13 protein-coding genes are annotated in these 14691 nt (G+C 43.9%); 2 read left to right on the top strand and 11 right to left on the bottom strand.

Features of this window, described 5'->3' with window-relative positions; genetic code table 11:
• Window positions 1-297: 297 nt before the first annotated feature.
• Window positions 298-450, top strand: coding sequence for a DUF1540 domain-containing protein (locus tag ACDE64_RS04550; RefSeq protein WP_411345305.1), 153 nt, complete (start codon window positions 298-300; stop codon window positions 448-450).
• Window positions 451-714: 264 nt separating this feature from the next.
• On the opposite strand, the gene ACDE64_RS04545 is transcribed toward ACDE64_RS04550, so the two are convergent.
• The 9 genes from ACDE64_RS04545 to ACDE64_RS04505 form a co-directional block, all read right to left on the bottom strand.
• Window positions 715-2463, bottom strand: a complete 1749-nt coding sequence (locus ACDE64_RS04545; protein ID WP_411349130.1) for a methyl-accepting chemotaxis protein — start codon at window positions 2461-2463, stop codon at window positions 715-717.
• Window positions 2464-2962: 499 nt separating this feature from the next.
• Window positions 2963-3787 (bottom strand): rhamnogalacturonan acetylesterase, encoded by an 825-nt coding sequence (locus ACDE64_RS04540; protein ID WP_411349129.1) that lies wholly within the window; start codon window positions 3785-3787, stop codon window positions 2963-2965.
• 165 nt (window positions 3788-3952) lie between these two features.
• Entirely contained in the window at window positions 3953-4807 is an 855-nt protein-coding gene (locus tag ACDE64_RS04535) for a rhamnogalacturonan acetylesterase (RefSeq protein ID WP_411349128.1), read from the bottom strand.
• A gap of 435 nt (window positions 4808-5242) precedes the next feature.
• Window positions 5243-7204 carry a CotH kinase family protein gene (locus tag ACDE64_RS04530; RefSeq protein WP_411349127.1) on the bottom strand — a complete coding sequence of 654 codons (1962 nt, stop codon included), beginning with the start codon at window positions 7202-7204 and terminating at the stop codon, window positions 5243-5245.
• A 186-nt stretch (window positions 7205-7390) separates the two neighbouring features.
• A complete protein-coding gene (locus ACDE64_RS04525) occupies window positions 7391-8128 on the bottom strand; it encodes a DUF4956 domain-containing protein (protein WP_411345300.1) in 738 nt (245 codons plus the stop codon).
• A gap of 2 nt (window positions 8129-8130) precedes the next feature.
• On the bottom strand, window positions 8131-8853 hold the full coding sequence (locus ACDE64_RS04520; RefSeq protein WP_411345299.1) for a polyphosphate polymerase domain-containing protein: 723 nt from the start codon (window positions 8851-8853) through the stop codon (window positions 8131-8133).
• Window positions 8854-9340: 487 nt separating this feature from the next.
• The gene (locus ACDE64_RS04515) at window positions 9341-11410 is read right to left on the bottom strand and encodes a hypothetical protein (protein WP_411349126.1); all 2070 of its coding nucleotides are present in this window, start codon (window positions 11408-11410) and stop codon (window positions 9341-9343) included.
• A complete protein-coding gene (locus tag ACDE64_RS04510) occupies window positions 11364-12269 on the bottom strand; it encodes an ABC transporter ATP-binding protein (protein ID WP_411349125.1) in 906 nt (301 codons plus the stop codon). The genes ACDE64_RS04515 and ACDE64_RS04510 overlap by 47 nt, the downstream gene beginning before the upstream one ends.
• Window positions 12262-12648: a GntR family transcriptional regulator gene (locus tag ACDE64_RS04505; RefSeq protein ID WP_411349124.1), complete on the bottom strand. Its 387-nt coding sequence runs from the start codon at window positions 12646-12648 to the stop codon at window positions 12262-12264. Before ACDE64_RS04505 ends, ACDE64_RS04510 begins: the two co-directional genes overlap by 8 nt.
• Window positions 12649-12799: 151 nt before the next feature.
• Between ACDE64_RS04505 and ACDE64_RS04500 the strand changes: the two genes are divergently transcribed.
• Window positions 12800-13240, top strand: coding sequence for a GNAT family N-acetyltransferase (locus tag ACDE64_RS04500; protein ID WP_411349123.1), 441 nt, complete (start codon window positions 12800-12802; stop codon window positions 13238-13240).
• 78 nt (window positions 13241-13318) lie between these two features.
• On the opposite strand, the gene ACDE64_RS04495 is transcribed toward ACDE64_RS04500, so the two are convergent.
• Together ACDE64_RS04495 and ACDE64_RS04490 are read right to left on the bottom strand one after the other, a co-directional pair.
• Entirely contained in the window at window positions 13319-13645 is a 327-nt protein-coding gene (locus ACDE64_RS04495) for a thioredoxin family protein (protein WP_411349122.1), read from the bottom strand.
• Between the two features lie 24 nt (window positions 13646-13669).
• Window positions 13670-14356 carry a helix-turn-helix domain-containing protein gene (locus ACDE64_RS04490; protein WP_411349121.1) on the bottom strand — a complete coding sequence of 229 codons (687 nt, stop codon included), beginning with the start codon at window positions 14354-14356 and terminating at the stop codon, window positions 13670-13672.
• Window positions 14357-14691: the final 335 nt, after the last annotated feature.

Below are 14691 nucleotides of genomic sequence, written 5' to 3'. Positions count from 1 at the left end.
TATCTCTATACCAATGTGATAGCAGATAGCAGCGCTACAACTGCTTTATAGCCGATACAAGTGAATATTTCCCTCTGAAAAAGTACAGCAAAAAGCCCCGATCGCCATTTATTGGACAATCGGGGCTATATGTTTGTGACAACTTCTGCTCAAAGTGGTAAAATGGTTTGCCAAATGGGCTATATATGATGTATACTGGTGTTGCTGATGAAGCATTCTTCATCAACGCAAAATAGCCCCTTTTGCCGAAGGGACTTCTTAAATGTACATCCATTATAACAACGGAGGTGAACTATCATGGCACAAGGCGTACTGTGTGAAGTAAACAGCTGTACTCACTGGGCAGAACAGAATAAATGTACTGCTGAAACAATCTTTGTAGTGAGCCACGCTCAACAAGAAACAACAGAAACTCAAGAAACAGATTGTCAAACATTTGAAAAGAAATAAGCATTACTTAACTCAATAGCTTTACTGGAAGAAGGGACTTTGCCGAGTTCCTTCTTTCTTTTTATATTCTATCAGCAATGATTATTATTATCAATAGGTTTTCACAAATTTGTTGAGAAAAGATTGAGAACCTGCTCTCTTCCTCACTAAAATTACATATACAAAGGCTATTCCAGCAAGGTTCTACCTATATTTTATATACAAAAGGCTGCCATTTCCGTGAAGAATGGCAGCCTCTGAGAAAGATAATCAATCACTAGATATTTACAGCTTGAATTTGGATACGGAGCCTGCGAGGTCTTCTACGCCTTGCTTGGATACCTGCATCTGCTCACTAACATGGGCAGCCTGTTGAACAATATCGTCCGCTTTCTCCGCGATCAGACCTGTTCCTTCCGCACCTTCGTTGGCAGCGATAGAAATCTCTTGGATCGTTTTGACGACATTCTCAACGGATGCCAGCAATTGTTCGGACGTGGCACTTAGGTCGCTGGCAATATCGTCGATCTCCTGCGCACTGCTCGCATATTGTTCTGCCGAACTAAGCATCATTTCATAATCGCTACGAATATCAGTGCGGAACAATTCCAGCAGATGATTGGAGTTCTGCGACAGATTATCGACGGAACGAATTACGGTGCCGGTAATGCTGTTAATCTGATCAGCAGCCAGCTTGGAATCATCGGCAAGCTTGCTAATCTCGCTAGCTACAACGGCAAATCCACGACCAGCATCTCCTGCACGTGCCGCTTCAATACTTGCATTCAGCGACAACAGATTAGTCTGAGAAGCGATATCGATAATCGATGAAACCAACGAATTGATCTGCTGTACTGATTTGGATTCTTCCAGTGCTTGTACCAGGCTATCACTGGCAACTTGATACGTCGCTGTACTCTTCTCGTATGAAGTACGGAACTGGCGATTTAATTCGTGAGCACGCGTGGTCAATTGCTCGGCAGCTCTAGCACCGTCCTGCGCTTTGTCAGCTACAGAATGGACAGCCGATTCGATCTCGTTAGACGTCGCATTCATCTCTTCAGCAGAAGCAGCTGTTTCTTCCATACCAGCGGATAACTGCTGAGTCGTAGAGGAAATATCGTGCATACTGCCTTCCAACGTATTCATCCGCTCTTCTACCGTACGAATGATGCCTTGCAAATTACCACTCTCATCAATCACTTTCCCAAACATCATTCTGAATTCTTTGCGTGCTTCACCCAGCGCTTGGATGATCACAGCAAATTCGTCTTTTTGGGTCAAATAGGGAGTCAAATGACCGGCATACGTCAGGTCAAACTGTTTGGTACGTTCGATCAGCTCCAATGTGTCTTTCGTTCTCTTTCTAACATTGCGCATAATAAAGTAAATGATCAGCAGTGAGATCAGCAGCATCACACCTAACTGAATGTACGTTAGCAATGTCATATGACTGGTCAGTGTGGCAGCTTTACCGATGGAATCCTGACTGTACGTATCAATCAGAGCTTCCAGACGTTCTAGATTATCACGTGCAGCAGCGAATTTCACATCCGAATTGGCAGAGTTGCTAAATCGGCGTTGATCCACATCAAATTCCTGTTTCCAAGTGTTAAAATTCTCATTGAACCCGTCCAGCAGTTCAAACACATTTTTCCCAGTATCTGCGTCTTTGTAAGCCGCAAATGCATCATGATCCTGCTCCATAATAGCGCGTGCTTGTTGAATACGATCATATGCCTGTTGGACGTTATCGTTGTAATTGTCCGTTTGCAGCTTGATTTGCTGCTCATTTTGTAGATCTGTCAGCAGCGTCTCTGCCACCATTGCCTGATAATAATCACGGTCGGCATTCAGTACGAGGTAACTGATTTTGTACGCTCGATCATACAGGGAGCTAGTCAACTGCTTGCCCATCGTCTCCAGATTGCGCAATGACAATACGGAAAAGATGATCAGCGCCAGTATGACAATCATGACTGGAATTAGCATTTTCACAGTCAGGCTCCAGTTGTTAATTTTGAATAATTTCACCCTACATCCTCCCAGATCATTAACGAATCCATACTGTTCATTGCTCTACGACACCAATACATGAGCGATACGCCAATCATGATTGTCACAGGAATTATGTGTATAGATTCGTTATCCTTTTCATATTAGGAATCACTCTGTAACTATATCGGTCAAAACTGCTTATTTTTTATGGTTTATTAGGATAATAAGTAAGTTGGCTTGGAGAGTAGAATTCATTGTTATAATTCGGATAAAAACTAGTTTGTGCGCGTATATTAATGAATATGAAGTTTATAGGGAATGATGTGTTTTGGATGTAGAATAGATGAATATTGTGCAGGTAGTCGATGTGCACCTATACAAAAATAACCGCCGAATCCGGTACATGTACGCGGATATGCGGCGGTTATAGATTATGATTGCTGAAGCAAAATGATCATGCAGGATCATTGCCATTTGTTAGGGTGAAAGGTTGTTGCACGTTCAACATTTAGCGTTGGATATGAACATGTCAACTTCAGTTCGTAGAATCAACATGCAGCGTGCTAGATTGGATATGGTTGGCGAGTGGGATACTGAGTTGCTGTATTCCTTGAGCGACCAGACGCGCCATCTGATCAGCACCTTTATTTTGAAAATGAATATTGTCTTGTGCGCCATTCGGGAAAGCCGGATATTGTCCGGGTTCAGCGTACAAAAATAGCTTTTTCGTAGCGTCTTCACCCAACTGGTTGTAATACGCAACACTACTTGTGCTCAGATCGACCAGCGGTGTATCGGTATCGGCAGCGACTTGCTTCATCTTCTCCACATATTGCGGAAAGCTAATCGTGAATCCACCTGCCTGCGCATTATAATCCCGTGTACCCATCGGCGTAATGAGCACCGGTGTTGCTCCATTCTGACGTGCACGTTCTACATAATCACGCAGCAGCCGACCATACTCGTTGACTGGTGTATATCGATCAGGCTTGGCAGTATTAGCATCATTGTGTCCGAACTGGATAAGCAAATAATCGCCCGGTCGAATCTCATTCATTATCTCGTCCAACCGCCCCTGCTGTATAAACGTACGCGTGCTGCGCCCGCTAATCGCATGATTGCTGAACACAATGCCCGTATCAAAATAATGCCCGATCATCTGTCCCCAACCTGCCTGCGGTTGTTGATCCGATGTATACGTCTGCACGGTCGAATCACCAGCGATGTACACAACAGGCTGTGCATGCGGAGTGCGCTTGTCTGCCGAAGCTTCCATAGCAATCCACAAACCAACAAGCAATACTAGAGCAACAAGCAGCAGCATATAACGTCGTGCAGGTTGATACGATATCCGGTTCAATCCAGTCCCTCTTTCGTAAATAAAATACGTACTCCGATCATACGATGCAAGCTTATACCGTATCTATGATCCTGATTTTATATTAGCGAATGAGTACTCATTGCACAACACCATTTTGTAGAAAATAGAAAATGATAGATACATTCGATGAGCATTTTATGACGATCATTGCGGCAACAGATGCGCAGACAGCGGCAGCTGCAAATCGCGAATCCCGTCAGCAACTAGACTGGCGATGCGTACTGCACCTTGTTCTTGGAAATGCGTATTATCCGCGACTCCATCCGGGAAGTATGGATAGATGCCAGCAGCGGCATGCAGGAAAATCGACTTCGTGCCTTCTACACCGACCTGATTGTACAATGCGACGCTACGGGCGCTCAGATCAAGTAGCGGCGTGTTCGTTTCTACGGCAACTTCTTTCATCGCTTGTACATAGGTGGGGAAACTCGTTTTGAATTGTCCATTGGCATCGTAATCACGACGCGACACAGGAGTGACCAGAATGGGATTGGCGCCTTTGCTACGTGCGCCGTCAATGTATTGTTTTAAGTAATTGCGGTAATCATTCACCGGTGTATAGCGCTCCGGCTTCGTATCTGCATCATTATGTCCAAATTGGATCATCAGATAATCACCCGGCTGAATCTGATTCAGAATGGTATCCAGACGCCCTTGCTCGATAAAGGAACGCGAGCTACGTCCACCAATCGCATGATTACTAATGACAACCCCACTATCAAAATAGCTACCTATCATCTGACCCCAGCCTGCTTGCGGTTGTTGGGACGAACGATACGTTTGAACGGTCGAATCGCCAGCCAAGTAGACGGTCGTTACAGTCGCTGTCGTTTCGTTAGCAGCGGCAGTAGCATCCTGCTGTGCGGCGACTGTTGTTGTACCGTTAGGTTGACCGGAAGATGCTTGGATAGTGCCAGACATCCCTCCAAACAAAAAGCCAAGCAATGTAAACAGACCAATCAGGAAAAGAGGGGTTTTGCGTAGATTCAACATGGACATGCGCAAGATCATCCTTTCTTTTCTCAAATTATAAAGCGCTTACATAAAACATCATAGCTGGATGTTAGATTCGCTGTTATTCACAAAACCGTGGTGTTTGGTTAAAAATCAGTGCTGTTTGTGTGAATTTCCGTATTGTTGTGCTATTTTTCCGCATAGTTTTACGATGTCCAGTCTGCCAGAGTTGGGATTGAGACGAGGATAAGAATTTATTTATTCCAAGATCAACAGCGTCAATAGCAAAAAGAAGGCAAGCACAAATGCCGCCTTCTTTTGGAATGGATCATGTCTATTGACTCAATTTCGTAAATGTTTGTCTCATTTGTTGTGTGACTACACGTCTGAAAGGATACGTACTATCGCCAGCATCATTCGGCTTGTATCATCACCATAATCGCCATCATGAGATTTGTATCATCATTCCGCTTTGAGATCTTAAATGCGTTTGCGTCGGAAGATCAAGACGAAGCCCATTGCGAGTACGAGCACGCCGATACTTATAGCTGTATACATCGCTTGCGAACTGCTATTTACGGTTGGCTGACCGCCACCGAAGCCACCCATATCGCCACCGGGACCGCCACCTTGTCCACCACCGCCAGGGCCTCCGCCCATGCCGCTAGGTGGTTGCATACCGCCACCATTTTGTTGGTCGCCGCCCTGCCCACCAGGACCGCCGCCTTGTCCGCCACCACCGCCCATGCCGCCCCCGCTGCCGGAGCCGTCACCAGACGATGCAATTGTGCCATCCAATTGACCTTGCAAATTCTCAATATTCGTTTTGTTATAATCGATCAGCGATTGCACGCCGGATTCAAATTCATCGTACGTGTAGAATGACGTTGGATCGGCTTTGACATCGGCTGCGATCATGGTCTGAATTTCTTTCACTTTTGCCGTGAATGTATCGTTGTTCAGGAACTTGTCGATCGATGTCTGGATCATTTCATGGTACTTAGCTTTGTATTCGTCGACAGCCAGCAATTTTGCTACTAGCGGACGCTCTGCCAGTGCACCACTCGTTGGCTCATCGATCATCAGTGAGCTGGAACTGCCGCCACCGTTGTCACCTTCGGCTGCATTGTTACCATTTGCCGCGTTCGCGTTATCACCGTTCGCTGCATTTGTGTTGGCATCATTTGTTGTGTTGGCATTGTCGCCATTAGTTGCAGTCGTATTATTATTGGCTGTGTTCGTGTTATTCGTTGCATTGTTCGTTTTCGCAGCATCGGTTGTATTGCCTGCTGCGGTATTATCTGTTTTTTGTTGAGCAGTCGTATCGGCTGCGGCAGTATTACCGTTGGTTGCTGCGTTACCAGTCGACTGGGTATTGTTCGTTGTATTTGCAGCGTTATTCGTATCGGCTGCATTTTGACCGTTGGTATTGGTTTGTGCATTGGTGTTGTCGGCACCGTTGTCAGTACGGTCGTCTGCGTCTCCGCCAGGGAAACCACCGCCTCCGCCCATGCCGCCTCCACCGCCAAGACCGCCAAACGCCATATTGTAATCCCATGGAATCATACTAAAGATGCCGCCGTGCTCATACAGATAATAGTTCTGCTTGTTCTGCCCGATGTAGCTGTCGGTATTATTCGTCACTACGTTCAAGGTCAGATATTCCAAAATGCTGTCCACATCAAGATAATCGGTATACGGTGTGGTCGCATCATTGTTCAGCTTGTCCAGCATGTTGATGAGTGCATCCTTATCCTGCTTATCGGTTTTCACTTCCAAGCCAGTATAGGAGTCAGCATCGTCGTCGATCCATTGCAGATCACTACCGCTACCAGTCATGATGCCTTTGTACAATGTACCGGTTGTATCGGTATAATGACTGTCGATAAACGACTCGTCCACTTGCTCTACCGCCAGATACAGCCCTTTGTATTCGCCATTCACATAGACGCGGACAAAGGAATGCTTCGGTGTTGGCAAGCCAAGCATTTCGGACAGTTCATATGCCAAGAACTCACGCATATAGCTGGCGTCACTGTAGCCATTGTTCAGATTGATTTTGTCCAAACCATACAGATTTTGTCCAGAAATGTACTGGTCAAAGCTCAGCTTGAAGCTGTAGCGGTCGGAATCATCCATCTGCACAACACTGCGCAACGATAGATTACCTTTGGCACGGATACCGACATTGTTCAGCACTTTGCCGTTATAATCGACGGTTGCACCGTAATATTTCTCATCAGCTGCATTGTCCAGAATATCCTGAAAATCATCGGAGTCAATGGTAATCTTCACATCGACCACTTTATCTTCTATAAATACATTGGACGATTGCTCCGCTTGCTCTGTTTCTGTTGCTGCATTCGCTTGTTGCAGGGATGACCACGGTACCGCGGCCATGCACAGGCTGAACGCAAGCGTTACTTTTAATGCCCACTTCACTAGATCACCGCCAGTTTTAAGATGGATATACGTTCATAACATGAGATTCCCTGTATCCATTGACGATAGCTACAGGGAATCTTCACGACATTCATTCAGTTCATGGATAAGCTACAGTATCGTTACGCAAATTGCTAACGAATGACCGTGCGCTTATCCTGTTATTTTCAATTGTTGCGATGGATATTAGGATACGTAGTCGCCATTGTAGCTGATCAGAACAGCATTCTTCACACCACTGATGCGGCTAATTTCGTTAACAAATGTAGGCTCGTTGTTTTTCAGACGAACTTCGATTGTCATCTCGATATTGTCGGCAGTGATTGTTTTCTGTCTAACATTGTGACGTTTTACGAGGGAATCCAGCTTGCTGTTGACCGTTTTCTCCGCTTCATCGCCTTGTGCATTCACAACGAGCAAGTACGGCGTTTCGAATGAAGAGCCTTTGATAAACAGGAACATAACGATACCGACGATGATCGAACCGATGATCGACAGCGTGTAGAAACCTGCACCGGTTACGATACCGGCTGCTGCTGCCCAGAACAGGAAGATAAGGTCAGTCGGGTCTTTGATCGGCGTACGGAAACGAACGATACTCAATGCACCGACCATACCGAGCGAGAGCACGAGGTTGGAATTAATCGCGATGATGACCATCGACGTAACGAGTACCATACCGACGAGGGAAATGTTGAAGCTTTTGGAATACAGTACGCCGCTGAAAACGCGTTTGTACAGGAAATAAATAAACAGTCCGATCAAAAAGGAAATGCCCATTGTGAGCAGGATATGCGTGATGCTGATATCGGTGGAGAAGCTCTCCAGTACCGAATTTTTGACGATATCGGAGAAGTTTGTTGCTGTGGTGGAATCTGTAGTATTATTCGCTGCCGCTGCTGCGACGGTTGTCGTTGTTGCCATGTTTATTGGTCCTCCCAGTTGTTTTCTTTGCCGAGCTTGCGACAAATGACGTATTTGGAATTCGATTGCCGGATCAGTCCTTCGAGCTGTAATGCCGTCTTGATGTAATCAGGCAAATACTCGTCGTACTTCACTTCTAGCACAAAATGCTTGTTGTCGATCGCATCTACCATGGCGAGCTGCGGATCAAAAATGTCCACATTGTTCAGCCCGGTTTTCAGATACTTATCGAAGGTAATGCGCACATTGCCCAGTGGCGATGTGTACGCCTCACGCACATAATCGACGATGACTTTGGGACGAAGCAGCACATTGTTGGCTGCATGATAAATTTCATACAATAGCGGTTTTTCCGGAATATTGAATACTTCGTAGTTGCCTTTCAGCATCTCGTCGTACATTTCGCGAGTAATGGACTCTTTTACTTTGGCGATGTATTCGTTCATTTTGATCTTCTTCTCAAAATGGATAATACGGTCGCTGCCGTTGTAAATGCGAATCCGGTATTTCACACGGTCGCGCACACCGCCCTGCTTCTCATGCAGTGCTGTGTTGTTTACATCATCAAAGTAAAGGCTGCGAATCAAATATTCTCCGGCTTCATTGGCATTGGTATCTTGCTTGAGAATGCCTTTGAGCCGCTGGCGAATCATAAAATACTGATGATAATTGACGTAATGCTTCAGTTCATGACGATACTGCAAATCCGTTCGGGGATAGTACACCTGTTGTTCTCCTTTCCCGTTTCAACTGCTTTGAAATGAGCAGTCGCCGCTTGTCCAGTCGGGATTGTATTTTACGTAGATTTTACATCCCGTTAACAATTCTGATTATAAATAGGTATTTTGAACTCTTTATGAACAGATTTGTAAAATTAGATAAAGATCTGAAAAATTGTTGGGCTGGAAGGATGGGACTATGGGATAGAATGGCTTGTAAAGAGAGGGGCGGAGAATGTGGTGGGAAAATCGTGTAATAGAGCATAGGGAAAAGCCCTGCTGCTCGTTGTTGGCGAGACAGCAGGGCTTTTCGGGTGAGGTAGGGACAGGGTGGGAGGGTGGGGCTGGGTTTGTTGCTTGGATGTATTGCTGTTATAGTTTGTTGCTTTGGTTTTGCTAGTTATGATATTTGGGGCGAATCGTTATTGGATTATGGCTAATTTGTTTTTATTTAGAGCAATTAATTACTAACCTGTCCCTCCAGTTATAATAATTAGCGCGATATGATAGAGTATAACTCTGGTGTAATATCGGCACTTCTTAACTGGCGATACGCTTTAATTTTGGATTTAAATTCAAGTTGCAGAATGTAACTATCATCAATTTCTCTGTAATTCGATTCGCTATGATCGAGTAAATTTTTGATAAGAACAGGATTTGTTATCGTTGTTACTTTTGATTTATTTTGCTCAAATAGCTCATCGTATCCAATATTATTGGATATTGATGTTGGCAATAAACGGATAGCTTGGATGTTTTGTATTGATGTCGCATCAGAAAGTAAATTTTTAGATTTTAGCCACTTGTATAACTTTTTATTATCAGGACTCCATGAGTATGTTTTTATAACATAGCTTCCCGGTGAACCGTCAGGTATACTAATTTGGAAATCTAGGCTATTTCCAAGAACCACATGATGCCAAGGATCATTTATATTTTCCATCTGCTCAATAATTAATGCTTTAAGTTCTTTGATTTCTTTTGGATTATCGACAGTAGCGATAATTCCATTATTAGCTGTTCTAACTAGATCAGGATTTACAACTTGTATATTCTCAGAATAAGATTCTAATTCATCTAGTGAGTAATAACTTCTTTTATACGAAAATTGATTAATTACAGGTAAAATATAGGCTTTGTATTCATCAAATGAGAATGAGTATTTGCGAGTCAATAATTCTCCATCTTTCAGTTGATATGCAATCTGAATATATTGTTGATCATTACCTAAGTGATATATATCTTGTTCACCTATATTCTCGTTAGGTCGCATTTGTTCAAGAATACGATGTAGGTCAATAACTGCTTCAATATAAGAATGATCATTGGAAAATACATTTGAATTTAACTGCTGAGAGATATTCGTTCCATTTGTTGCCCGTTCAAATGAATATAGATCCATTTGCAAATCGCTTCCTACAAATACACTCTGAATATTGTTTTCTTCCGGTACTCTGGATGCGAAACCATTTAAACTTGATACCGAAAAAAACAATACAAGTAATGTCAGTACTCCATATATACTTAATTGCTTAAGCATATATTTATCTGCTATTTGCCAAGTTCTTCGAATAATCATATCAGCAACTATACTACCAATAATAGCTCCGATTATGTATCCCCCCATTACAATCATTGGTTTAGATACAATCAGGCTTTTACAAAGAATACCAATCATTAAAGAAATCGTCAGTGTCATGCCAAATTGGAAGAGCGGATTGAAATACCGGAATACGATAGAAACGCTAGCACTTTCTGCTGGTCGCATACGATATAACCAGTAGCTTAATAAAACAAACAGAATCGACCACAATACATACATCCAGCCTTCGCGCGCTTCCAATGCCCAATAATTCAGATTGCTAATTCGGTATATAGGCGACCAAAATGCCGGGCTATCGTGAAATATATTATTTCCCACATAACCATACAAAAACATTTTGAAATGAAGATCAAACAAATTGGACAAAACAGAAGGTAAATACAACAGTCCTCCGGTTACAATAAGCTGCAAAATCGACTGTCCAACGCAAATACCGATTAACATAGTAAAAGAAAAAAGAAGTAGCATGATTACATTGGTAGAAACTATCCATTCGATGATCTGTACATTTCCAAAATATATGTGTTTGAGACTAAAACGCATCAGCCATAAAATCAATCCCGTCAACCAGACGGGAACACTTAGCATAATCATTCCCACGATCAGATGAACCGACAGCAAATGGTGCCGTTTTACAGGCAAGCTATGGAAGAGGTCATTAGACTTACGATGCTGCATATAACGCGTCAAAAATACTGCAATTAAACATGGGAATACGATCAAAACAGCAGTTTGCCAATCGCCAGATATATCATATTCATATAAATGATTGACTGTAGAGACCCCTGCATTGATTGTATTAATATTGTTTTCTTTATTAATCAAACGGAATGGCAAGACCATAATAAGCGCAACCCAGTACAATGCTGCCAACCAGCCTGTTTGTCTGAAAGCATACCACCAGATGCCCCGATTAAAGAAGTATGATGTGTGCGTCATAACCGGCATCCCCCATTTCATAAATAAAGATCTCCTCCAGCGTCATCGGCAGTACATCAAACACATACGGCTGGTACACCTGCACCACTTCGGTAATCCGCTCCACCGTGCCTTTGATAATATACGTGCCTACACTTCCGCGCTGTTCACGATGGACAATGTCCAGCAATCCGCCAATCGCCTGTTGATGATGCTCATCGCGGAAAGCGACTTGGATTTTGTGTGTATCAGATTTGAGGTCATCCAGTTCTTTTTCCAGCAATAAACGTCCTTCGTGCATAATGCCGACATGATCGCACATATCCTCAATCTCGCGCAGATTATGCGATGAGATGACAACGGTCAGCCCTCGTTCGGCGACCTCTTGGAATAGAAGATTTTTTACCTGTCGGCGCATTACCGGATCAAGTCCGTCAATCGGTTCATCCAGAATCAATACATCTGGCTTACAGCTAAGAGCGAGCCATAACGATGCTTGCCGCTGCATGCCTTTGGACATACGATGCAATTTGCGTTTGGGGCTGATGCTGGCAAATGCCGGTGCCAATTGCTGAAACCGTTCCTCGCTCCAACTGGTATACGTGGAGCGGTAAAATGTTGCCATCTGCGTAATGCTTGTTTGCGCAAAAAAGTAGGGCTGATCCGCTAAAAAGATCATGCGCTGTTTACTTGCCGGATGCTCATACACCGGCTGACCATCCAGTGTAATGCTACCGCGATCCGGGCGATAAATGCCCGCCAGCATTTTCAATAATGTCGTCTTGCCTGCACCGTTGGAGCCAAGTAGACCAAAAATCGAACCTTTATGTACGGCCAAGCTAATATCCTGTACCGCTGCTTCTTCCTCAAACTTCTTATGAAGTCCGCTGATCTCAATCATCCTGCTCCCTCCTCTGTTCTTCCATCGCCTGCTGGTATAAATTGTCCATCTCCTCTTGCGTAAAACCAAGATAAATTGCTTCGGCAAACAGTTTTAACAGTTTCCCCCTCATCTCTTCCATCTGTGCCGCATTGGGCTGATGCTGAGCTGGCGAGACAAAGCTGCCTTTCCCGGCTTGTGAATAAATGTAGCCTTCCCGCTCCAGCTCCCGGTACGCCTTCTGAATCGTGTTCGGATTGACCGTGAGCTGGGTGGACAGTGAACGCACGGATGGCAATTGCTCATCCGGCTTGAGTACGCCGTATACGATCAGCTCTTTGATTTTGTCCATCAGTTGTTCGTAAATGGGCTTGCGGCTGCGTATATCCAATTCAAACATACTCTGCCTCCTTTCACTGTACTAACTGTATTACTATTATTAGTACAGTTGATTTGATATGTCAATCTATTTTTACCATGAAATGGATGTTGAATGAGATGACAGTGCATTGTACACTCAATATATTCTGTGCAAACGAAGGAGTTTTTTCATGTATAACCGTTCCAATTCCCATTCAACTCGTATTCAGGTGGTACCCGTAGAACAGGTGTGGCAGCTGCGTCACGAGGTGATGTGGCCAGATCGCGAGCTGGATTATGTGAAGCTGGCAGATGATGCATCCGGTACTCATTATGGTTTATTTACAGAGGAGTCCAATGATCATCCGGTGTCCGTCATTTCGCTATTTGTAAATGGCAACGAAGCTCAATTTCGCAAATTCGCTACTCGAACCGAATGTCAGGGGCGCGGCTATGGCAGTCAGTTGCTTGCCTTTGTCGTGCAGGAATCGGAACGTCTGGGTATATCACGGCTGTATTGCAATGCACGCACGGAAAAAGCCGCCTTTTATGAAACGTTCGGATTGCGTCCTACAGCGGAAACTTTTCAAAAAGGCGGCAAAGCGTATGTGATTATGGAGCGGATGCTTTAGATCCGATAATCGTTAGGCCTATTACTGTACCAACAGATCGTAGTGATCGAATAAATCCACTAGTCTCCAGCACATTCATTAGCTATCCAACAACGAACTGTACCGTTGCAGCTGTTGATCCAACTCGGCAAAACGGATAAACCGAGCTGCACGATACACTTCCTCGCCCTCGTAAAACAGCAATACGACCGGCGAAGTGAAAATCATATACGCCGAAGCCAATTCCGGTGCATCTTCCATATACAGATATCCACTGCCGATATGTGGATATTGCTGCAAATGCGTAACCAACTGCGGTTGTACCGCTTCACAAACGCTGCAATGTTTCGTTTTAAACAGCATGATAGTGAGCAGACTGGATTGCAGCAGCTGGTCAATCTGTGCAGCGCAGTTGAATGATTGCATATCGTTCTCCTTTTTCCTCAGATCTTATTCTTTTCTTGAAACTAGGTCGCGACCTGCAATGACGCTTCCAGTAACATCTTTACATTGCACATCACGCCCGCCTTGCACATTTCCAAATACGTCATCCGCATACAAATCACTGCCAGCTGAAGCATTACCGTGAATATCTTTGCATTGTAAATGTGTACCCGCATCTACGCTACCTAGTACATCTCCGCATTGGATCGATAAATGACTATATACATTTAGAGGCTCTCCTCGGTAATGCACAATAACTTCGCTATTTTTGACATGCTGCTCATCTAGCAATTGCTGACCGCGATACATGACGATGCGTAATAGTTGGTCATCTGGCCAGTCTACATTTGCTGCATTCCTATGATCATGGACGTCATATGATGCCTGAAAAGGTATGTCTTGTTTAAATGTCGATTCTTGCTCTTGATATACAGTATTCTCTGCATCGGCTATCAAGACTGATTCAGTAGAGCAGCGTCCAAACAATTCATCCAGTGTAACGCCAAACACATCAGCAATATGCGGTAGCAACATAATATCTGGGTAACTATTCCCATTCTCCCATTTGCTAACTGCTTGAAAAGTAACACCTAAACGTTCTGCCAGCATTTCCTGAGTCATGTGATGCTGTTTACGCAGGCGTAGCAATTGCTCTGAAAGTATATGATCTTTGCGTGATTCAAAAATTTCCATCGTAATCATCCTTTCATCAGTTAAGTTTGTAAAATGCCATGCCTGCACTTCCACTTAATCATATGTAAAACAGAGTTAACTGAACATCGCCTATCCGTTGAATCCTTTAACTCAACCAATAGTTGAGTCGGTTGAATTCCATCGTAGCAGTAATTATTCATGCAAACAGTACATACGTAAGAAGGCTGCTTTGCCATCGCACCCCTGCGTGGCAAAGCAGCCTTCTCTAAATCCCCTTTTGCAATACAAACCTTTGTATATCTCTATTTTATCTCTCTATACATCTCTACGCCTTTTCTTTGTAACCGGCTTTATATTTATCGGCTGGCGGTGAT

Origin of the sequence: Paenibacillus sp. WLX2291 (assembly GCF_046603665.1) — a bacterium.
GTDB lineage: Bacteria > Bacillota > Bacilli > Paenibacillales > Paenibacillaceae > Saccharibacillus.
This window is presented reverse-complemented; position numbering and strand designations above follow the sequence as displayed.